This is a genomic window from Caulobacter hibisci (assembly GCF_016135805.1).
Classification (GTDB): Bacteria; Pseudomonadota; Alphaproteobacteria; order Caulobacterales; family Caulobacteraceae; genus Caulobacter; species Caulobacter hibisci.
In genome coordinates, this window is the sequence record NZ_JADWOX010000001.1 from 599,488 (window position 1) to 619,648 (window position 20,161).

A 20,161-nucleotide genomic window follows, 5' to 3' on the forward strand; every position below is an offset into this window, starting at 1 on the left:
CGCCGATTCAGCCGTGGGTCAGCCCCGCGCCAGCGGAAGGGCGGTCACGAGGTCGCCGGCGTCGGCGGCCGGCGCCCCGGCCGGGCGCATGACCAGGGCGTCGGCCTGGGCGAAGACGCCGACCAACGAGGAATCCTGGTCGGGAAAGGGCGTGACGACCTGGCGGCCCTCGGCGTCGACCGTCCGCGCCGCTCGCAGCCAGTGCTCGCGCGGGCCGTTGGCGGGCAGGGGGACGGCCAGGCGGGCCGGCGTGAAGGGCAGGGCGGGATCGGCGCCGCTCAGGGCCGCCAGCAGCGGCCGCAGGAACAGCTCGGCGCAGACCAGGGCCGAGGCCGGATTGCCCGGCAGGCCCAGCACCCGACGGCCATCGTCCAGCAGGCCAAACCAGGTCGGCTTGCCCGGGCGCACGGCGATGGTCTGGACGCGCAGGGCAAGGCCCAGCCGGCTCATCGCCGGCTTGACCAGGTCGTAGTCGCCGACCGAGGCCCCGCCGATGGTCACCACCAGGTCGACGGCCGCGTCCCGCACGGCCTCGGCGATGGCCTCGACGGAGTCGGCGGCCGGCGCGAGCTTGATCGCCTCGCCGCCCCAGGCCGTGATCAGGGCCGCCAGGCTGAACGAGCCGGACTCGAAGATCTGGTCGGGGGCGGGCGCGGCGCCGGGCGGTACGAGTTCGTCGCCGGTGGCCAGGATCGCCACCTTCGGACGGCGGGCGACCTCCAGCCGGTCGCGGCCGGCGGCGGCGGCCAGAGACAGCCGCCAGGGATCGATGCGCATGCCCTCTTCGAGCAGCCGCTCGCCCGAGCGGAAGTCGCCGCCGGCCGGGCGGATGTTGGCCTTGGGATCCTTGCCGGCCGCGAAGCGCACGGCGTCGCCGTCCCGCGTCGCCTCTTCCTGGATGACCACCAGGTCGGCGCCGGCGGGCACGGGGGCGCCGGTGAAGATCCGCACCGCCTGGCCCGTCTGCACGGCGGCCGGATAGGCCCGCCCGGCCGCGCTCTCGCCAGCGATCTCGAACTCGGCGACCGTTCCGTAATCGGCCCGCCGGATCGCCCAGCCGTCCATGGCCGAGGCGTCGAAGGGCGGTTGATGACGGTCGGCGACGATCGCCGTGGCCAGCACCCGGCCGATCGTGGCGGGCAGGGCCACGGTCTCGACGCCCAGGCGTGCGGCGCCTTCCAGCATGCGGCCGCGGGCGTCCTCGACGGTCAGGTTCTTCAGGGCTTGGCTCACGATCTTCGGTCCCCGATGGGCGGCCAGGCATGGCTGTCGCAGGCTGCCGGCCGGGTCAATCCAAACCTTCGGCCCAGCAAAAAGGCCAGCCTCGCGGCTGGCCTTTCCAGTGTTCCGAACGCGCCGGTCGTCAGCCGACGAAGGCGCGTTCGATGACGAAGTCGCCGGGCTCGGCGTTGGAGCCCTCGACCAGGCCGTGGGCCTCCAGCAGGGCGGCGGTGTCCTTGATCATGGCCATCGAGCCGCACAGCATGGCGCGGTCGTGCTCGGGATCGAACTTGCCGCCTTCCAGGCCCAGATCAGAGAACAGCTTGCCGCTCTCGATCAGGTCGGTGAACCGGCCCTGGCGCTCGAACGCCTCGCGGGTGACGGTGGGATAGTAGACCAGCTGGGCCTTGGCCTCGTCGCCGACCAGCGGGTCGTCGTGGATCTCGCTGGTGAACAGGTCGCGATAGGCCAGTTCCTGAACTTCGCGCACGCCGTGGGCGACGATCACCTTCTCGAAGCGGCTGTAGGCGTCGGGGTCGCGGGCGACCGACAGCCAGGGCGCCAGGCCCGTGCCGGTGCCGAACAGGAACAGGCGCTTGCCCGGCTTGACCGCGTCCAGCACCAGGGTGCCGGTCGGCTTCTTGCCCAGCAGCACCTGGTCGCCGGGTTGGATCTGCTGGAGGCGCGAGGTCAGCGGGCCGTCCGGAACCTTGATCGAGAAGAACTCCAGCTCTTCGGCGAACGAGGGCGAGCCGATCGAGTAGGCGCGCAGGATCGGCTTCTTCTCGCCCAGCTCCTCGCGGGGCGGCAGGCCGATCATCACGAACTCGCCCGAGCGGAAGCGGAAGCTGGCCGGCCGGGTGATGGCGAAGCTGAACAGCCGGTCGGTCCAGTGCTTGACCCAGAGAACGGTCTCCAGGTTGTGCGGGGACTCCTTGGCGGGAGCAGGGGCGGCGGTGGCGGTCTCGGCCGTCATGTCGATGATTTCGATCCTGTTCGCGCCCGTCGAACAACAGCGGCGCGCATAAGAAAAGGCGGGTGTCGCTCCGGCCCTGAGGCGACACGCGTGTCATGTGAGAAGTTGAGAGCGGATGTCAACTTTTGCTCTCTGAAGGCGTCTAGAGAAAAAATTCTACAGACAGCTCAAAATACCGCCGTTCGCTTTTTCAGACTGTGTCAAAAATGTGATTGCCGGTCGCCTGAACCGGGCGCAGAGTTCCTTTTGCTTCGTTCGCGGAGCCAACGATACGGGAGGAACGTATGCGGGTAAGGTTCGTTATGGCCGCCGCGGCGGCCAGTCTGTTTGCGTTAGGCGTAGCGGGTTGTGAAGGCGGCGCCCAAACCAAGACCGCCAAGGCTCAACAAGTCACTCTGGAAGGCAAGTCGGTGACGGCGAGCGGCTGTGCGCGGCCCGTCGAGAACACCAAGTGCCTCGTCGTGCGCGGCCCCAACGGCGGCTATTACGACATCTCCAGCGCCAGCCCGGCGCCCGACCCCGCAAAGGGGGTGGGCGTCTCGCTGCGAGGCCGTGATTCCGGCAAGAACACCGAGTGCGGTCGAGAGCTGACTGACGTGAAGTGGTCGTATCTCAACGTCCAGTGCGCCGCGGCCCTGCCGAGCGCCACGCCGGAGGCCGCCGAGAAGAAGGCCGGCTGACTTGAGGCCAGGCTCCGGTCCGGCTTCGGCGGAACTGCGCTTCAGTTCTCGCCGGAGCCCGGATCGGCGCGGGTCTTGGCGGTATCGACGCTGTCTTCGCCGCCGGCCGGTTCGGTGGCGGGGCGAGGCGGCTTGCCGTCGGTTGCGGGATTCGCCCGCTGATTCTCGTGTTCCACCTCGTGGTTGGAGGGGCGTTCGCCGGCGTTCTGCGCCATCGCGGATCCTTTCAGAGGCCTCTTTTGGGCCTGTCCTGAGCCTGGTGGGGCGAAGAAACCTGTGAAAAGGCGCCGCTCGACCCGATACTTGGGCAATAACGCGGGCCTGGGGCGTCCTGATCCGCTTGCCCGGCGCAAACGACCCTGCTACACGACGCCGCTCTGGCGCTGGGAAGCGTCGGCGGCGCCGCTCGCGGCCCTCCGGCCCGAACCGTCGCCACGGCTGCGGTCCGGTACTTCAAGGGCCGGAGTTCTGCAGGAGTGTAGCTCAGCTGGTAGAGCATCGGTCTCCAAAACCGAGGGCCGGGGGTTCGAGTCCCTCCACTCCTGCCACTATATGTCATCGGCCGGCCCGGCGTTCGGTCCGGCCTGTCAGATACGCGAGCCTCTGAACCTATGGCCAGGAAACCGGGATCCAGCCCGTCAGCGATCAAGAACCGCGCCGCTCGTACGGCAGCGGCGCTGGCCCCTGCTGGTCAGGCTGCGGCGGCCGCCGCGCCCAAGGCCCCCAAGAAGCCCTTCAATCCGGTGCAGTTCTTCCGTGAAGTGCGCGCCGAGACCCGCAAGATCACCTGGACGACCCGCAAGGAGACCTGGATCACCTCGGTGATGGTCTTCATCATGGTGATCGTCGCCTCGCTGTTCTTCCTCCTGGTCGACTGGCTTCTCGGAGCCGGCGCCAATCTGCTGCTGAAGTTCGCGGCCGGATAAGTCATAAGAAGACCATGAGCACCGAAACCGCCTCGAACCCGAACCACAAGTGGTACATCGTCCACGCCTACTCGAACTTCGAGAAGAAGGTGGCCGAGAGCATCCGTGAGCAAGCCAAGGCCCAGGGCCTGGAAGACAGCTTCTCCGAGATCCTGGTGCCCACCGAAGACGTCGTCGAGATCCGCCGCGGCCGCAAGGTCAACGCCGAGCGCAAGTTCTTCCCGGGCTACGTCCTGGTGAAGATGAACCTGTCCGACGAAGCCTACCACCTGATCAAGAACACCCCGAAGGTCACGGGCTTCCTGGGCAGCGGCTCCAAGCCGATCCCCGTCTCGGAAAAGGAAGTCCAGCGCATCGTCGGCGCCATCGAAGAAGGCGTCGAAAAGCCCAAGACCGTCGTGCTCTACGAAGTCGGCGAGAACGTCCGCGTCATCGACGGCCCGTTCGCCAGCTTCAACGGCTCGGTCGAGCAGGTCGACGAAGAGAAGGCCCGCCTGCGGGTCACCGTCTCGATCTTCGGCCGCGCCACCCCGGTCGAGCTGGAATACAGCCAGGTCGAAAAGATCGCCTGATCCCCTTCGGGTCAGCGCCAGACGAAGAACCCCGCGTCAGCCGACGCGGGGTTTTTTGTTGTGCGCTCGAGCCTGCGTTCGGCGCGAAGGCGCCTGACGCCCAGGTCAATCCGTGGTGGCGTTTATGGCGGACAGGCTCTCCGCCAGCTCCGCGCTGCGGAAGGGTTTGGTCAGTCGAGCGACCTCCGGATCGATGCCTTCGGCTTCGGCGTACCCGGAAACGATCAGCACCGGCAGCTGCGGGCGTTCAACTCTCAGCACGCGCGCCAGCTGGGCGCCGCTCATGCCCGGCATCAGGTGATCGGTGACGACCAGCGTGGGGTGAAGCCCGGAGTGAAGCAGCGAAAGCGCTTCTTCCGCCGAACTCGTCTCGACCACCTCGTAGCCGAAGTCGACCAGCATGTCGGCGGTGCTCATCCGCACCAGTTCCTCGTCATCCACCAGCAGGGCGACGCCGCGGGCCTTTACCGCTGGAGGCGGAGCGTAGAGGGCCTCATCTCCACCGATCACGGCCGAGCCTATCGGCAGCAGGAGTTCGATCGCCGTCCCGCGCCCCGGAGCGCTCGCGATCGACAGCCCGCCCCCGAGCTGGGCGGCCAGGCCATGCACCATCGAAAGTCCAAGGCCGGTGCCCTTGCCGATTCCCTTGGTGGAGAAGAACGGCTCGGTGGCGCGCCGAAGCGTGGCTTCGTCCATGCCGGCGCCGGTGTCCGCGACGCCCAACCGCACATAGTGACCCGGCTTCACGCCCGAGGGATGCGCGCCCTTCACGCTTTCCCGGCGGGCGGTGATGGTGAGCTCCCCGCCGTCGGGCATCGCGTCGCGGGCGTTCACGGCGAGGTTCAGCAGCGCCATCTCCAGCTGGTTCGGATCGGCCTTGGCTGGCGGCAGGTCCTTGGAGAGATCGACGCGAACGTCGATCATCGGCCCCAGGGTGGAGCCGAGCAGGCCGACCATCCCGTCGACCAGCTGAGGCACGTCGACGGCGGTCGGCTGCAGCGGCTGGCGGCGCGCGAACGCCAGCAGCCGCTGGACCAGCGTCTTGGCCCGTTCCGCCGATTGCAACGCCCCGTCGATCAGCCGCCGCTCGCGTTCGCTGCCGACAGCCTTGCGGACCAGCATGTCCAGCGAGCCGATGATGGGGGTGAGCAGGTTGTTGAAGTCGTGGGCGACGCCGCCGGTGAGGCTGCCCATGGCCTCCATCTTCTGGCTTTGCCGCAGCGCCTCCTGGGCCTGCTCCAGATCCGCCTCGCGCGCCTTGGCGTGGCTGAGATCGCGTCCCACCGCGATGAAGTTTACGCCGTCCGCCTCTGGCGCGACGGTCCATTCGATGTGCTTCCAGCCGCCGTCACTGGTGCTGATGCGGTTCTCGAACCGCGCGGGCTGGCCGGTCTGCGCCATGCGTCCGATGGCCGCCAGGGTGGGTGGTTCATCCTCGGGATGCATGAAGGTGGCATAGCCGCGCGTCAGCAACTCGCGCTCGCTCCATCCCAGCACCTGCGTCCAGGCGGGGCTGACCGCCGACATCATCCCGGTATAGTCCGCCCGCGCCAGCATGTCCTGGGACAGGTTCCACAACCGGTCGCGTTCCGCCGAGCGGGCCTCGACCTGGGCCTCTAGGGTCTCGTTCAGCTCGCGTAGCCGCGCCTCGCTATCGCGCAAGGCATGTTCGCCGCGGACACGCTCGACGGCGGTGCGCGTGCGATCGGCGAACTCCCAGATCAGGCTGAGATCGCCTTCGCTCCAGTCCCGCTTTTCGCGGTGATTGACGAAGAAGACGGCGACCAGCTTGCCTTGTTCGAGCACCGGCGCATTCACGAACGCCCGGGTGTTTTTTCCTTCCAGCGCCTCGGCGGCCGGTCCGGCCGTTCGAGCGTCGGTGCGGACGTCGTCGATGACGGTGAACTCGCCGCGCTTCAGGCTGTCGATGAACGAGCCGTAGACGCGCAGGGGCAGCACCCCCGCGAGCGTCTCCACCCCCGGGGCGGTCCAATCGCGTTCCGTGTGGAGCGTTTCGGCGTCGTGGTCGATCGCGGAATAGCCCACCCGACTCGCGCCGAGCGTTCGGCCGAGCAGTTCGGCGGCGGCATAGGCGATGTCGGCGGGGTCCTTGATGTCCCGAATGGCCTGGGTCAGGTCGACAAGGGCGCCGCGGCGGATCTCCGCGGCCTTGCGGGCGGTGATTTCCAGCACGGTGCCCGTGACCCGCACGCAGTTGCCCGCGCCGTCGAACACGCCACGGCCCTTGGCGGCGATCCAGCGCTCGACACCGTCCTCCTTGCCTATCGTCCGGTACTCCACATCGTAGACGGCGCGGCGGGCGGGATCGGCCGCGGCCAGATAGGCCGCCGTCGTGGCTTCGCGATCGTCGGGATGGAGCCCCTGGTAGAAGTCCTCCATGGTCACCGGGACGTCGGCCGAAATGCCGAACATGGCCTTGGTGAGCGCCGGCCAGATCAAGCGGTCATTGATCACGTCGACGTCCCAGAAGCCGACATCCGCATTGTCGGCGGCCAGGCGCAGCCGCTCCTCGCTCGCCACCAGCGCCGCCTGCTTGTCGTGAAGGCGCTGCTCGAGCACGACGCGGCGGGTCGTCTCGGGCGTGATGTTGAGAACGGCGGCGACGCTGCCGTCTTCGTCGCGGAGCGCGGACAGCGAGTAGTTGAACCAGGCGGTCTCGGTGCCGCCGCCTTCGAGCCGCGCCATGAGGAACGGAGCATCCTCGAAATAGACGGGGTCGCCGCCCGCTCGCACACCGTCGAACTGGGGTTGGAGCTCCTCCCAGATCTCGGCCCAGACGATGGAGCCGGGGCGCCCGAGGGCCGCGGGGTGCTTGGCGGCCAGGATCCTGCGGTAGGGATCGTTGTAGATGAGCGCGTAGTCTGGCCCCGACCACAGGCAGATGGGGAACGGCGAGTCGAACATCGACCGCGCGAGCGTTCGCAGCGCCGGCGACCAATCCAAGGTCGGTCCGAGCGGGGTAGACGACCAGTCAAGGCCCCGCGCCAGCGAACGAACCTCGCCAGGGCCCGCGAAGAGAGCCGCGGCGTCGGCCTGCGCGTCGTTCCCGCCCGCTTCGATTTCGCCTTCTATATCCACCCGCACCGCACTCGAATTTGGCTGTTGCCCGTAAGCTTGAGGATAACAACGCACATCGAAGAGATCGGAAGCATGGCAATATGAAATGTCGGCTTACGGCCCCCAGATCAAAGAAAAAGGGCGGCTCCCAAAGGAGCCGCCCCGATCGTCCGGCAGGATGATCCAGTCCTAGAACTTCGCCTTGAAGCCCACGTAGAAGCGACGGCCGAGGACGTCGTAGGTCGACGGGTCGGTGTTGGCCTGGACGTAGGAGGAGAAGTACGGCGGCTGCTTGTCGGTGAGGTTGGTGACCCCGCCGCGCAGCGCGTAGGTCTCGTTGATCGACCAGTTGGCGTTCAGGTCGAAATAGTCGACGGCGCCGATCTTCTCGTCCGGATGATAGGCGTCGACCATGTCGCCGATGTGCCGCCAGCGGACGCCCAGGTTCACCGGGCCGTACTGGTAGTCCACCGAGGTGGCGTACTTCCATTCCGGGTGCGAGACGGCGGTGCCGCTGATCTGGGTGTTGCCGATCGTGCCCTTCAGCTCGACGAACTCTTCGCCCGGCAGGCTCTGGATCTTGAAGCTCTCCAGGTAGTTGCCCACCAGGTTGACCTTGATCGAGCCGTACTTGTCGTCGAGGCCCACCGCGCCGAGGCCGAAGCCCCAGTCGAGCTGGAAGTCGACGCCCGAGGTCTTGTATTCGCCCAGGTTCAGGTTGGTCAGGGTGACGTTGGTGATCTCGCCCGTCGTGCTCGAGCGGGTGAACAGGTTGCAGTAGTAGGCCGCGCTGCTGCCGCCCGTGTAGCACTTGTCCAGCGCCGTCGAGACGTCGATGGTGCCGATCGCGTCCTTCACGTCGATCGAATAGTAGTCGACCGAAACCGAGAACTTCTCAAGCAGCGGGCTGTCGAAGCGCGGGGTCCAGACGAAGCCGAAGTTGTAGGTGTCGGCGGTTTCCTCGGTCAGGTCCGGGTTGCCGCCGCTGGTGCCTTCGATCTGGGTGTTGCTGTAGGTGTAGCTGTCGATGATCGACGACGGCAGGCCTTGCGCCAGGCAGGCGCTGCGGACGGCCGCGGCGTTGCCGCCCGTGGTGCGGGCGACGCTGTTGACGGCGCAGGGGTCTTCGCTCAGCGAGTAGAAGCCCTGGTTCTGCGGCGAGTAGAGCTCGCCCAGGCTCGGGGCCCGGACGGCGCGCTGGTAACCGCCGCGCAGGCGGAAGTTCTCGACGATCTCCCAGTCGCCATCGACCTTGTAGGCCGAGACGCCGCCGACCGTGGCGTAGTTCGAGTAGCGATAGCCGAGGTCGAGGTTCAGGGCCTTGATGAACGGCAGGTCCTTCAGCACCGGGACCAGCAGTTCGCCATAGACTTCCGAGACGTGGGTCGAGGCGTCGACCGAGCCGGCGGCGTTGAAGCCGACGACGTCGCCGCTGAGCAGCAGGGCGTCGGGGTTGTACTTGTAGCTGTCGTACTTGTAGTCGGCCCCGAAGGCGCCGCGCAGCTCACCGGCCGGCAGGTCGAAGAGGCCGCCGCTGAAGTTGGCTTCCAGCATCGCCTGGTCGGCGATCGTGGTGTTGCGGGTCGTGCGCGAGATGTAGGCCTTGCACGAGTCCGAGATGGCGTTGGCGCCGAACGGGTCGTAGCCGCCGTCGCAGAGGCTGGCGCCGCCATCGGCCGCGTCGAGCAGGGTCTCGACGGCAGTGCGGCTGACGTTGCCCGACTGCACTTCCTTCTGCTTGGAGCGGCCGAACGACGCGTAGACGTCGTAGGTCCAGTCCTTGAGGCCCGTGTCGCCGCGCACGCCGCCGGCCGCCTGGACGACGTCGAAGGTGGTGTTGGAGATCCGCGCGCCGACGTCGCTGAAGCGCTTGTTCAGGGTGAAGTCGGCGTCCGGATCGGCGCGGCTGGCCAGCAGCGTGGCCAGGTCGTCGCTGATGAAGGGGTTGGTCACCGGCACGCTGAAGCCGGTGCCCGGGGCCGGGGCCAGCACGGTGCGCGACTTGTAGTGGCTGTAGTTGACCGAGCCGTACAGCTCGGCGTGGTCGGTCAGGTCGAAGGTGCCGGCCGTATAGAGCGAGTAGCGCGTCATCGGCAGCTGCAGCAGGTTCAGCGCACCGGTGTTGTAGGTGTCGCTCGAGGTCAGGGTCGAAGAGTCGATCGCCGTCGAGCCGGTGTAGTTGACGCCGTTGGAGAACAGCGTGCCGTCGTTGTTGAAGCCGTAGCGCGCGGTCTCGTCCGACACGGTGTTGTTGGCGACGCCGTACTGCGAGAACACGTCGTTGATGGCGGTCTGCGACGGCGCGTTGGTGGCGTCGACGATGTAGGCGCCGTAGGGCGTGGTGGTCGACAGGCCGCTGACCTTCGAGAAGCCGCGGGCGGCGTTGTAGACCGAGCCGCGCTTCGAATAGCCGAACGAGGCGGTCACGTGGCCGCGGCCGTCTGCGAACTTCGTGCCGCCGGTGACGCTGAGCGCGCCTTCCTTGCCGTCGCCGCGCTGGGTCAGGCCGTACTGGCCGTCGACCATCAGGCCTTCGAACCTGTTGTTGAGCTTGAAGTTGACGACGCCGGCCATGGCGTCCGAACCGTAGGTCGCCGAGGCGCCGCCCGAGATGACCTCGATGTTCTGGATCAGGGCCGAGGGCACGATGTTGACGTCGACCGTGCCGTCCGAGTTCGACGGAACCACGCGGTGGCCGTCGATCAGCACCATGGTGCGGGCGGTGCCGAGGCCGCGCAGGTCGATATTGGCCTGGCCGCCGTTCGACGGGTTGTTCGAGGTCGACGACACCGACGGCACGAACTGGGGCATCTGGTTGAGCAGGGTGTCGACGGTGACCGAGCCGGTCTTCTCGATCTGCTCGGCGCCCATGGTCATGATCGGGCTGTTGGAGACGTAGTCGCGGCGGGCGATGCGCGAGCCGGTGACGACGACTTCCTCGACGGCGGCCGGCTCGTCGTTCGTCTGGGCCTGCGCCAGGATCGGCATGGCCGTCACGGCGATGACGAGCGCCGAAGCGCTCAGAAGATAGGTGTTTCTAGCCATTTGTAGTCCCCAGTATTCGTCTAGGCGGTTGCCGCCATGACGACGTTCTGCGAAACAAGGTTCGCGGTACCGGAAGACGAATGGCGTCGTTTCTTTTCTGAATTTCGGCGAGAAATCGGGGAATGGGGCGAACTTGTTGCCTGATATCATTGTGATGAGAACGAACGTGCTCGCATTGCGCCGTTCTTGGCATGACGTGATGGTTTCGTGACGGCGTAGTGTCGTTCTTGTTTACCGACGGGTCGCTCAGGTTGAATTGCGGCCGCGGCGTGGCCGAAGCCGGCGTGGCATGGCGGCAACAGGGCGGCCACGATCGTATACGGGCCGCGCTGCTGGACTCCGCTCCGCACGCCTGCTACATGCGCCGCCTCGCTCCTGGACCCGGTCCCGGGGCGTGTTCGCCGTTATCCGTGAGAGTGCGGCGAAACCAAATCCGTGGAAGGGCCGCCAAGCCCGCACCACGGCTCACCAGCGAGGGCTCCGGCCCTACGAGAGGATACTATGGCTAAGAAGATCCTGGGCTACATCAAGCTCCAGGTGAAGGCTGGCTCGGCCACGCCTTCGCCCCCCATCGGCCCGGCTCTGGGTCAGCGCGGCGTCAACATCATGGGCTTCTGTAAGGAGTTCAACGCGCGCACCGAGAACGTCGAAAAGGGCACCCCCCTGCCGACCGTGATCACGGTCTACCAGGACAAGTCGTTCACCTTCATCACCAAGACGCCTCCGGCGACCCACTACCTGAAGCAGATCACCGGCCTGAAGTCCGGCGCGAAGCTGACCGGTCGTGAGACCGTCGGCGAAGTGACGCGCACCCAACTGCGCGAAATTGCCGAGAAGAAGATGAAGGATCTGAACGCCAACGACATCGAGGCCGCGGCCAAGATCATCGAAGGCTCCGCCAAGGCCATGGGCCTGAAGATCGTGGAGGCCTAATCCAATGGCTAACCAACCCAAGCGCATCAAGGCCTGGACCGGCGACCGTGACGCCACCCTGGCCGTCGCCGACGCCATCGCCCTGGTCAAGGCCAACGCCAAGGCCAAGTTCGACGAGACCATCGAGATCTCGGTGAACCTCGGCGTCGATCCGCGTCACGCCGACCAGCAGGTCCGTGGCGTCGTTCAACTGCCGTCGGGCACCGGCCGTGACGTCCGCGTCGCCGTCTTCGCCAAGGACGCCAAGGCCGCCGAAGCCACCGCGGCCGGCGCCGAAGTGGTCGGCGCCGAAGACCTGGTCGAAAAGATCCAGAACGGCTTCATGGACTTCGACCGCGTCATCGCCACCCCGGACATGATGGCCCTGGTCGGTCGTCTCGGTAAGGTGCTGGGCCCGCGCGGCCTGATGCCGAACCCGAAGGTCGGCACCGTGACCCCGAACGTCGGCCAAGCCGTGAAGGACGCCAAGGGCGGCGCCGTCGAGTTCCGCGTCGAAAAGGCCGGTATCGTTCACGCCGGCATCGGCAAGGCCTCGTTCACCGACGAAGCCCTGCTGGTCAACGTCAAGGCGCTGATCGACGCGCTGAACAAGGCCAAGCCGTCGGGCGCCAAGGGCATCTTCGTCAAGAAGGTCGGCCTGTCCTCGACGATGGGTCCGGGCGTGAAGGTCGACATCGCCTCGATCACCGCCTAATCGGCTGATCGAAGCTTTTGACTTCGGAGACGGGCGCTGGAGCAATCCAGCGCCCGTCTTGCGTTTGGGGCCTGTATTCGTGGGTCCGTGTTCGTGGGCTCGCGTTTGGCGGCGCGGCTAGCCGATGTTATCTTTCGGCTAGACGGAGGTGACGCATGGCGTTCCATGTTCGAGATCCCGAAACCGACGCCCTTGTTCGCGAGCTGGCCGAGAAGACGCGGCTGGGCATCACCGAGGCCGTGAAGCTGGCCGCTTCGGAAGCCTTGGCGGCGCGCGAAAAGGCGCAGGCGGAAAAGTTGGCGAAGGTGGAAGCCATCCTGGCCGAGATCGACAGCTGGCCGCGTACCGGGCTCAAGGCCGACAAGGAATTCTTCGACATGATCAACGGCGATTGATGTTCGTCGATGCGTCCGCCTGGACGGCCATTCTCCTGAACGAGCCCGAGCGAGAGATCCTGAGGGCAAAGCTGGCCGAAGCCGCGACTGTTTTGACGTCCGCGATCTCGACGTGGGAAGCCGTGCGGGCCGTGACGCGCGAGACCAAGCGTCCTTTCGCCGACGCCGTCGATATCGTCTCTGGGCTCCAAGAGAGCTACGAGGCGCGGATCGTGCTCATCGGTGAAGCCGAGCAGGCAATCGCCCTTGAGGCTCACGCCCGCTTTGGCAAGGGCGTGCATCCCGCCAAGCTCAACATGGGCGACTGCTTCGCCTACGCCTGCGCCAAGGTTCATGGCGTGCCGCTGCTCTACAAGGGCGGCGACTTTTCCCTGACCGACATCGAGGCCGCGTGACGTCTGACACTTCCAAAGGCGACGCTGCCAGGGTCATCGACGTCGCCGTGGTCGGCGGCGGGCCCGCCGGGCTGATCGCCGCCCAGCACCTGGCCCAGGCCGGCCGCTGCGTCGTGGTGTTCGAGAAGATGCCGACCTTCGGGCGCAAGTTCCTGATGGCCGGTCGCGGCGGCCTGAACCTGACCCATTCGGAGGACTTCGAGCGCTTCGGGCCCCGCTATGGCGATCGCGAGACGACGCTGCGGCCGATGCTTGAGGCCTTTACCCCCGCCGACCTCGTCGCCTGGGCCAAGGCGCTGGGGCAGGAAACCTTCGTCGGCGCCAGCGGTCGCGTCTTTCCCAAGGCGATGAAGGCCTCGCCGCTGCTGCGCGCCTGGCTGACGCGTCTGGAGAGCGTGGGCGTGACCTTGCGTACGCGATCCGCCTGGGCGGGCTGGAGCGAGGACGGCGCGCTGCTGGTCGACGGCCCGGACGGCCGCGAGACCTGGCGTCCGCGCGCCACCATCCTGGCCCTGGGCGGCGCCAGCTGGCCCAAGCTCGGCTCGGACGCCGCCTGGACCGGCTTGCTGGAGGGGCAGGGGGCTGACGTCGCGCCCTTCGCCCCCGCCAACTGCGGCTTCGAGGTTCCCTGGAGCCAGATCTTCCGCGACCGCTTCGCCGGCGAGCCGCTGAAGAACGTCCGCCTGACCTGCGACGGCCGCCAGGCGCGCGGCGACGCCATGGTCGCCGGCTACGGGATCGAGGGCGGGGCGGTCTACGCCCTGGGGCCGGCTCCGCGCGAGGCGATTGCTCGCGACGGCGCGGCGGTGCTGACCATCGACCTGCGGCCCGACCTGCCGGCCGAGACCCTGGAGCGGCGTCTCTCCGGCGCTCGTGGCGGCCAGTCCCTGGCCAACCACCTGCGCAAGGCGCTGAAGCTGTCGCCGGTCGAGGTCAATCTGCTGCGCGAGGCCCATGGCCTGGACCTGCCGTCCGAGCCGTCGCGCCTGGCCGCGGCGATCAAGGCCGCGCCGATCCGATTGACGGCCGCGCGTCCGCTGGAGCGGGCGATCTCGGCGGCCGGCGGCGTGACCTTCGACAGTCTGGACGGTCTGTCCCTGCGCGCGCGTCCCGACGTCTTCCTGGCCGGCGAGATGCTGGACTGGGAAGCGCCCACAGGCGGCTACCTGCTGCAGGCCTGCTTTGCGACAGGCGTGTCGGCCGCGAAGGCGGCGGACGAGCGGCTGGCGCGATAGGGCGGTTTCACCTTTCGCAGGGATCTTTCCACACCGGGTTGAAACTTCCTCAACCCCCGTGTATATGGCCCGCCTCTCCGCTGGACTCCGGTTCGGCGGCGAACCTGTTTGAGAACTGCGGGGCGCGGGGTCACCAGCGCCATAATCGAGGAAGAGCCCTTCCTCGCCGTCGGGAGACAGGGATAGAGACGCCAAGATCTCCTTCTCGTGACGCCAGTCCGAGTCAGGTGCGCGGCCGACTTTCCTTGGAACAGGCTGATGCAACTCGCGTGCGGGAGCGATCCCGCTTGTGGCGCGCATCTGGCTGCCGGAATGGTCCGGCCGCCTGCAACTGAGTAGGAGACCGCAATGGACCGCGCTCAAAAGCAGGAATCGATCGAGTCGCTGAAAAGCGTCTTCGCCGATGCCGGCGCTGTCGTCGTGACCCACTATACGGGTCTGACCGTTGCGGAAATGACCGACCTTCGTCTTCGCCTCCGCAAGGAAGGCGCCGCGATCAAGGTTGTGAAGAACACCCTGGCTCTGAAGGCCCTGGACGGCAAGCTCGGTGAAAAGGGCGACACGCTCTTCACCGGTCCGGTCGCCATCGCCTTCGGCCCGGACGCCGTCTCGGCCGCGAAGATCGCGGTGCAGTTCGCCAAAGAAAACGACAAGCTCAAGATTGTCGGTGGCGTTCTGGACCAGACCAACGTGCTCGACGAAGCCGGCGTGCGCGCTCTGGCGACCCTCCCGTCGCTGGACGAACTGCGTGGCAAGCTCATCGGCCTCATCCAGGCTCCGGCGACCAAGATCGCTGGCGTCCTGCAGGCCCCGGCTGCCCAGCTGGCTCGCGTCTTCAACGCCTACGCGACCAAAGACGCCGCGTAACGGTCATCCCCGCAAATCTATCCCAATCTCTCTAAGGAACTGACACATGTCGAAGCTCGAAAAGCTGGTCGAAGAACTGTCCACCCTGTCGGTGCTGGAAGCCGCTGAACTCTCGAAGCTGCTGGAAGAAAAGTGGGGCGTCTCGGCCGCCGCTCCGGTCGCCGTCGCCGCTGCCGGCCCGGCCGCTCCGGTTGAAGCCGCTGAAGAGCAAACCGAGTTCACCGTCGTCCTGCTGGACGGTGGCGACAAGAAGATCAACGTCATCAAGGAAGTCCGCGGCGTCCGTCCGGACCTCGGCCTGAAGGAAGCCAAGGACCTGGTCGAAGGCGTTCCGCAGAACGTCGTCGAAAACGTTTCGAAGCAGCAGGCCGACGAAGTCGCCAAGAAGCTGACCGAAGCCGGCGCCAAGGTCCAAGTGAAGTAATCCGGCTCCGCGTCGCTTGATGCGGATCTGGTCTTCATGACCTTACGAGACGGGCCCGGAGGGAAACCTCCGGGCCCGTTTTCGTTGAAACCTCCCCCTGTGGGGGAGGTGGCCGAAGGCCGGAGGGGGGAAGTTTTCAGCTTTCGAGGCTTCGGCATATTTCGCAGCCACGCCCCCCACCGATCGCTGCGCGATCGCCTCCCCCACAGGGGGAGGTTCCCATTCCTCCCATCAATCACACCCTTGCCTTGACCTTCGCCACCGCCCCCACTACGCCAGCATCAGGAAATGATAGCGGTAACTTAGTGGAGGAAATCGCATGGCCTGGCTCAACGGAGCGCGTCGACGCGCCCTGGCCTTTAGTCTGGTTTCGGGTCTGGCGCTCAGCGCCGCCGCGAACCTCGCCGTCGCGGCGCCGACCACCACGGTCGATCGCAACGGCTCCTATGTCTCGGTCGAGACCTACGCCCCCAACGTCATCCGCGTGACCATCAGCCAGGACAAGGACCTGGCCAAGGCCGCCCCCGGCTACGGGATCAACGGCGCGCCCAGCGACAAGGGCTGGCGCCACGACCAGAAGGCCGGCGCCGACATTTTCACCTCGTCGGACCTGTCGCTGGAAGTCGTCGCCCAGCCGTGGCCGGGCGCGCCCAGCCTGCAGGAGCGCTATTTCGCCCCCTCCCTGCCGCCGGTCTCGATCAAGGTCCGCAAGGCCGACGGGACCTCGCTGGTCGACATGGAAGGCTGGGAGATGTCGCCCCACGTCGTCAGCGGCGAGAAGACCTATCGCGCCGGCGCCACCTTCTCGACCACGCACGACGAGCACTTCTACGGCCTGGGCCAGAACCAGGAGCAGGAGACGACGCTCGACCTGCGCGGCCGCACCGTCGACTGCAAGCACGACTACGACGCCCCGCACGGCGAGACCGTCTGCGTGCCGTTCCTGGTGACCTCCAAGGGCTACGGCATTCTCTGGGACAACCCGTCGGCCACCAAGATCTATCCGGGCGTCAACGGCCGCACCCTGTGGCAGAGCAATGTCGGCGAGCGGGTGTCGTTCTTCGTCATTACCGGCAAGACCACCGACGAGATCTATGCCGGCTACCGCGCCCTGACCGGCGTCACCCCGCTGCCGCCCAAGGCCGCCTTCGGCTACATCCAGTCCAAGGCCCGCTACGAGAGCCAGGCCGAATTCATGGCCGTGGCCGACGGCTACCAGAAGCGCCAGCTGCCGCTCGACATCATGGTGCTGGACTGGTTCCACTGGACCCGCATGGGCCAGATCGACATCGATCCCAAGGCCTTCCCCGACCCGGCCGGCATGAACAAGACGCTGCACGACCGCGGCGTCGAGACCATCATCAGCGTCTGGCCCCGCTTCGAGCAGGAAGGCCGCTACTTCAACTACATGGCCGACAAGGGCTATTTCCTGAGGGACGCCGACGGCAAGGTCGTCGACGGCCTGCCGTTCCGCAGCGATCGCACGGGCGCCCTGATCGACACCACCAACCCCGAGGCCCGCGAGTGGTTCTGGGGCAAGATCCGCGACAACATCCTCTCGCAGGGCTTCGACTGGCTGTGGCTGGACGAGACCGAGCCGGATCTCGTGCCGTCGGGCTTCTTCTTCCACGCCGGCTCGGGCGACCGCATCCGCAACGCCTTCCCGCTGATGCACGCCCAGCTGGCCGCCGACGGCTCGCGCCGCGACCGTCCCGACAAGCGCAACCTGATCCTGGCCCGCGCCGCGTATACGGGCGCCCAGCGCAACGGCTCGCTGTTCTGGTCGTCCGACATCAAGCCGACCTGGGAAACCCTCAAGCGCCAGGTGCCGACGGGCCTGAACTTCACCGCTTCGGGTCTGGCCTATTGGGGCAACGACATCGGCGGCTGGCAGTGGCTGCCGCAAACCACGACGGCGACCAAGCCGCCGCTGCTGAATCCGTCCGACGCCCGCGACGTGGTCGGCCAGAACAACGACTATCCCGAGCTGTTCACCCGCTGGTTCCAGTACGGCGTCTTCACCCCGACCCTGCGCGTGCACGGCATGCGCAAGGAGGCCGAGCTGTGGTCGTTCGGCAAGGAGGCCGAGGCCGTCCTGACCAAGTACGTCAAGCTGCGCTACGCGCTGATGCCGTACCTCTACTCGATGGGCAAGACGACCTACGACACCGGCGCGCCGTTCATGCGCGGCCTGTTCATGGACTTCCCGAACGACCCGAAGGTGGCCAACATCGGCGACCAGTACATGTTCGGCCCGGCCTTCCTGGTGGCCCCGGTCACCGACCAGGGCGTGACCGAGCGCGACGTCTACCTGCCGGCCGGCGCCGACTGGTACGACTACTGGACCAACCAGAAGTACACGGGCGGCCAGACGGTGCATGTGAAGGCGCCGATCGACACCATCCCGCTGTTCGTTCGCGCCGGGTCGATCGTGCCGATGGGCGCGCCGATCCTCAACACCCGCCAGACCCAGGCCCTCAGCGCCGTGAAGGTCTGGCCGGGCGCCGACGCGGAGTTCTCGCTCTATGACGACGACGGCGTCACCAACGCCTACGAGAAGGGCGTCGGCAAGACGGTGAAGCTGCGCTGGGACGACAAGGCCGGCAAGCTGACCGCCACGGGCGACAAGGCCCTGGCGGCCCAGGCCCAGGCCGCGGTCCAGGTGGTGAAGTAAGAGACGAGGGGAGGGCGGAAACGTCCTCCCCTTTTTTATTCCCTCTCTCTGAGAGAGAGGGAGGGGCCCGCCGCCGGAGGCGGTGGGAGGGTGAGAGGTTACGCGCTCTCCGAACTGAGCGCGGATAGGGCGCACGAAAGTCGTCTCGGGGCCGTGCCGTTTGCAAGCGCCGGAATCGGGTTTTCCTGCCGACGGTAAAACCTCTCACCCTCCCACCGCCTCCGGCGGCGGGCCCCTCCCTCTCTCAAAGAGAGAGGGGTTTTCCATCAAGCCGCTCCGCCAACGCCCCCGCCACCTCCTCCAGCCGCGGCCCCCAGTCATCGGCCCCCTCCGGCGCGAAAGCCCGCACGTTCGGGTACCAGGGATAGCCGCCGGTCCCCAGCATCGGCCAGGGCGGGTTGGAGGCGATGATCCAGGTCTCGACGCCGCAGGCGGCGGCGATGTTGCTGGTGGCGGTCATCGGGCTGATGACCATGTCGAGCGCGCAGGTCAGGGCCGCGACGCCTTCGAGGTCCTGCATCAGGTCCAGGCCCGGCGGGGTGCGGATGTCGAGGCCCATAGCGGCGGCCTTGGCCAGTTCGGGCTCGGGGCCGCCATACTGCAGATTGACGAACACCGCGCCGGGCGTGCGCAGCACCGGCGTCCAGGTCTCGAACGGGGCGAAGCGGCGGTTGCGCAGGCCGTTCATCAGCCGGCTGCGCCACATGACGCCGACCTTGCGGCCGGGGCCCAGGCTCGCCAGCCAGTCGCGCCAATGGGCGAGGCGGTCCGGATCGGGCGACAGGAAGGCGCGCGGCGCGAAGCGATCGGCGCTCGGGCGCAGCAGCGGCAGCAGGGCTCCCATCGGCGCCCAGGCGTCGCAGGCGCCGGCCTCCGGGGCGCTGCGGGTGGTCCGGCCGGCCAGGCTGGTGCTGGTGTGAGGGATCACCCGCACGCCGGGAAAGCCGCGGGCGAACAGCGACACCAGGCGCGGCTCGACCGCCAGGGCCAGACGGCCGGACGGACCCAGCGCCGACAGCAGGTCGGGCAGCAGCGATCCGAACATCACCTCGTCGCCCAGCCCCTGCTCGCCGACCAGCAAGAGAGACAGGCCCCGCAGCGGCCGCTCGGGCGTCCACCGCGCGCCGGCGATGTCAAAGGCCATGGCTTCGCGCCGCTCGGGCAGCAGGCGGGCGGCGTAGTCGGCCCAGCCGCCGGCGATGTCCCCCAGGCACAGCTGGGCGAAGGCCCGGGTCATGCGGATCGATGCGGCCTGGGGCTGGCTGGGAGAGGCGGCCAGGGCCGCGTCGCAGGCGGCCAGGGCGCCGGCCGCGTCGCCGACGTCGAGGCGGGCGATGGCGGCGTTGGCCAGCACCGGGATTTCGCGCGGTCCCAGGCGGGCGGCCTCGTCGTGGAACACCTTGGCGTCCTCGTCGTCGCCCCGCTGGGTGGCGATCGAGCCGAGCAGGCTCCACAGATTGGGGTCCTCCGGGGCCAGGACCATGGCCTCGCGCACCACCCTCAGGGCGTCGTCGAAGCGGTCGAGGTCGCGCAGGGTCGAGGCCAGGTCCTGGGCGTCGGCCAGGTCGCCGGGGGCGGCGACGCGCACTCGGGTCAGCAGGTCGGCCGCCAGGGCCGGCTGCCCCAGCCGCCGGGCCAGCCGGGCCAGGTCGCGCACGCCGTCGACGTCGTCCGGCCACAGCTTGTGGGCGGCCTGGTAGGCGGTGAAGGCCTTGGGCAGCTGGCCCCAGCGTTCATAGATGAAGCCCAGCAGCCGCAGGGCCAGCGGCCCGCCCTGCGGGGCGGCGGCCATGGCCTTGCGCTCGGCCGCCTGGAAGTCGCCGGCCGCCAGGTCGGAGCTGGCGGCGATCATCAGCTGGCGCGGAGCGGGCGAGACCTCGTCGATCCGGTCGGCGATCCGCTGCATCGGCGAGACGAGCGTGGTCGCGGCGCTGGGCCTCAGCTTGGCGGGGGGCATGCGGATCCTTGGCGACGAACGACGGCCGTGACGAAGGCTGTCGAGCATAAAACGGAACCTCGCCGACGAATGGGGCGCTATTTCCCCCT

The 20,161-nt window shown here is 67.6% G+C and carries 17 protein-coding genes and 1 tRNA gene; 12 read left to right on the top strand and 6 right to left on the bottom strand.

The window, feature by feature from the left end; translation table 11 throughout:
* Positions 1-18: 18 nt before the first annotated feature.
* Both I4Q42_RS02860 and I4Q42_RS02865 read right to left on the bottom strand, forming a co-directional pair.
* The gene (locus I4Q42_RS02860) at positions 19-1,233 is read right to left on the bottom strand and encodes a molybdopterin molybdotransferase MoeA (protein WP_408611037.1); all 1,215 of its coding nucleotides are present in this window, start codon (positions 1,231-1,233) and stop codon (positions 19-21) included.
* Positions 1,234-1,363: 130 nt separating this feature from the next.
* A complete protein-coding gene (locus I4Q42_RS02865; protein WP_198574541.1) occupies positions 1,364-2,197 on the bottom strand; it encodes a ferredoxin--NADP reductase in 834 nt (277 codons plus the stop codon).
* A gap of 284 nt (positions 2,198-2,481) precedes the next feature.
* Here I4Q42_RS02865 and I4Q42_RS02870 point away from each other — a divergent pair, with 284 nt between their 5' ends.
* Positions 2,482-2,877: a hypothetical protein gene (locus I4Q42_RS02870; RefSeq protein ID WP_198574542.1), complete on the top strand. Its 396-nt coding sequence runs from the start codon at positions 2,482-2,484 to the stop codon at positions 2,875-2,877.
* Between the two features lie 41 nt (positions 2,878-2,918).
* Here I4Q42_RS02870 and I4Q42_RS02875 read toward each other — a convergent pair whose 3' ends face one another.
* A complete protein-coding gene (locus I4Q42_RS02875; RefSeq protein ID WP_198574543.1) occupies positions 2,919-3,092 on the bottom strand; it encodes a hypothetical protein in 174 nt (57 codons plus the stop codon).
* 257 nt (positions 3,093-3,349) lie between these two features.
* Here I4Q42_RS02875 and I4Q42_RS02880 point away from each other — a divergent pair.
* From I4Q42_RS02880 to nusG, 3 genes are all read left to right on the top strand, one after another.
* Positions 3,350-3,425 (top strand) — tRNA-Trp (locus tag I4Q42_RS02880).
* Positions 3,426-3,488: 63 nt separating this feature from the next.
* A complete protein-coding gene (gene secE, locus I4Q42_RS02885) occupies positions 3,489-3,803 on the top strand; it encodes a preprotein translocase subunit SecE (protein WP_198574544.1) in 315 nt (104 codons plus the stop codon).
* A 14-nt stretch (positions 3,804-3,817) separates the two neighbouring features.
* Complete coding sequence (gene nusG, locus I4Q42_RS02890) at positions 3,818-4,375, top strand: transcription termination/antitermination protein NusG (RefSeq protein WP_198574545.1); 558 nt, start codon at positions 3,818-3,820, stop codon at positions 4,373-4,375.
* Positions 4,376-4,480: 105 nt separating this feature from the next.
* Here nusG and I4Q42_RS02895 read toward each other — a convergent pair whose 3' ends face one another.
* The gene (locus tag I4Q42_RS02895) at positions 4,481-7,474 is read right to left on the bottom strand and encodes a GAF domain-containing hybrid sensor histidine kinase/response regulator (protein WP_198574546.1); all 2,994 of its coding nucleotides are present in this window, start codon (positions 7,472-7,474) and stop codon (positions 4,481-4,483) included.
* Positions 7,475-7,642: 168 nt separating this feature from the next.
* Entirely contained in the window at positions 7,643-10,498 is a 2,856-nt protein-coding gene (locus tag I4Q42_RS02900) for a TonB-dependent receptor domain-containing protein (protein ID WP_198574547.1), read from the bottom strand.
* Positions 10,499-10,999: 501 nt separating this feature from the next.
* On the opposite strand from I4Q42_RS02900, the gene rplK reads away from it, so the two are divergent.
* The 8 genes from rplK to I4Q42_RS02940 all read left to right on the top strand — a co-directional run bounded on the left by rplK (position 11,000) and on the right by I4Q42_RS02940 (position 18,115).
* Positions 11,000-11,431 (top strand): 50S ribosomal protein L11, encoded by a 432-nt coding sequence (gene rplK / locus I4Q42_RS02905; RefSeq protein WP_058346464.1) that lies wholly within the window; start codon positions 11,000-11,002, stop codon positions 11,429-11,431.
* A 4-nt stretch (positions 11,432-11,435) separates the two neighbouring features.
* Positions 11,436-12,125, top strand: coding sequence for a 50S ribosomal protein L1 (gene rplA, locus I4Q42_RS02910; protein WP_198574548.1), 690 nt, complete (start codon positions 11,436-11,438; stop codon positions 12,123-12,125).
* 155 nt (positions 12,126-12,280) lie between these two features.
* Positions 12,281-12,520 (top strand): type II toxin-antitoxin system VapB family antitoxin, encoded by a 240-nt coding sequence (locus I4Q42_RS02915; RefSeq protein WP_198574549.1) that lies wholly within the window; start codon positions 12,281-12,283, stop codon positions 12,518-12,520.
* The gene (locus tag I4Q42_RS02920) at positions 12,520-12,915 is read left to right on the top strand and encodes a type II toxin-antitoxin system VapC family toxin (RefSeq protein ID WP_198574550.1); all 396 of its coding nucleotides are present in this window, start codon (positions 12,520-12,522) and stop codon (positions 12,913-12,915) included. Before I4Q42_RS02915 ends, I4Q42_RS02920 begins: the two co-directional genes overlap by 1 nt.
* Entirely contained in the window at positions 12,912-14,150 is a 1,239-nt protein-coding gene (locus I4Q42_RS02925) for a BaiN/RdsA family NAD(P)/FAD-dependent oxidoreductase (protein WP_332873002.1), read from the top strand. The genes I4Q42_RS02920 and I4Q42_RS02925 overlap by 4 nt, the downstream gene beginning before the upstream one ends.
* A 348-nt stretch (positions 14,151-14,498) precedes the next feature.
* Complete coding sequence (gene rplJ, locus I4Q42_RS02930) at positions 14,499-15,017, top strand: 50S ribosomal protein L10 (protein WP_110117853.1); 519 nt, start codon at positions 14,499-14,501, stop codon at positions 15,015-15,017.
* A 46-nt stretch (positions 15,018-15,063) separates the two neighbouring features.
* Positions 15,064-15,441, top strand: a complete 378-nt coding sequence (gene rplL, locus I4Q42_RS02935) for a 50S ribosomal protein L7/L12 (protein WP_198574551.1) — start codon at positions 15,064-15,066, stop codon at positions 15,439-15,441.
* Positions 15,442-15,760: 319 nt separating this feature from the next.
* Positions 15,761-18,115, top strand: coding sequence for a glycoside hydrolase family 31 protein (locus tag I4Q42_RS02940; RefSeq protein WP_198574552.1), 2,355 nt, complete (start codon positions 15,761-15,763; stop codon positions 18,113-18,115).
* Positions 18,116-18,359: 244 nt separating this feature from the next.
* Here the strand turns inward: I4Q42_RS02940 and I4Q42_RS02945 are convergent, their stop codons facing one another.
* Positions 18,360-20,072 (bottom strand): tetratricopeptide repeat-containing glycosyltransferase family protein, encoded by a 1,713-nt coding sequence (locus I4Q42_RS02945; protein ID WP_198574553.1) that lies wholly within the window; start codon positions 20,070-20,072, stop codon positions 18,360-18,362.
* Positions 20,073-20,161 lie beyond the last annotated feature (89 nt).

What these genes read in the sequence shown, in the direction of transcription:
- I4Q42_RS02870 (WP_198574542.1), top strand. Translation starts at nt 2,482, where the DNA reads ATGCGGGTAAGGTTCGTTATGGCCGCCGCGGCGGCCAGTCTGTTTGCG.
- I4Q42_RS02920 (WP_198574550.1), top strand. Translation starts at nt 12,520, where the DNA reads ATGTTCGTCGATGCGTCCGCCTGGACGGCCATTCTCCTGAACGAGCCC.
- I4Q42_RS02945 (WP_198574553.1), bottom strand. Translation starts at nt 20,072, where the DNA reads ATGCCCCCCGCCAAGCTGAGGCCCAGCGCCGCGACCACGCTCGTCTCG.
- nusG (WP_198574545.1), top strand. Translation starts at nt 3,818, where the DNA reads ATGAGCACCGAAACCGCCTCGAACCCGAACCACAAGTGGTACATCGTC.
- rplA (WP_198574548.1), top strand. Translation starts at nt 11,436, where the DNA reads ATGGCTAACCAACCCAAGCGCATCAAGGCCTGGACCGGCGACCGTGAC.
- rplJ (WP_110117853.1), top strand. Translation starts at nt 14,499, where the DNA reads ATGGACCGCGCTCAAAAGCAGGAATCGATCGAGTCGCTGAAAAGCGTC.
- secE (WP_198574544.1), top strand. Translation starts at nt 3,489, where the DNA reads ATGGCCAGGAAACCGGGATCCAGCCCGTCAGCGATCAAGAACCGCGCC.
- I4Q42_RS02915 (WP_198574549.1), top strand. Translation starts at nt 12,281, where the DNA reads ATGGCGTTCCATGTTCGAGATCCCGAAACCGACGCCCTTGTTCGCGAG.
- rplL (WP_198574551.1), top strand. Translation starts at nt 15,064, where the DNA reads ATGTCGAAGCTCGAAAAGCTGGTCGAAGAACTGTCCACCCTGTCGGTG.
- I4Q42_RS02940 (WP_198574552.1), top strand. Translation starts at nt 15,761, where the DNA reads ATGGCCTGGCTCAACGGAGCGCGTCGACGCGCCCTGGCCTTTAGTCTG.
- I4Q42_RS02875 (WP_198574543.1), bottom strand. Translation starts at nt 3,092, where the DNA reads ATGGCGCAGAACGCCGGCGAACGCCCCTCCAACCACGAGGTGGAACAC.
- I4Q42_RS02900 (WP_198574547.1), bottom strand. Translation starts at nt 10,498, where the DNA reads ATGGCTAGAAACACCTATCTTCTGAGCGCTTCGGCGCTCGTCATCGCC.
- I4Q42_RS02865 (WP_198574541.1), bottom strand. Translation starts at nt 2,197, where the DNA reads ATGACGGCCGAGACCGCCACCGCCGCCCCTGCTCCCGCCAAGGAGTCC.
- rplK (WP_058346464.1), top strand. Translation starts at nt 11,000, where the DNA reads ATGGCTAAGAAGATCCTGGGCTACATCAAGCTCCAGGTGAAGGCTGGC.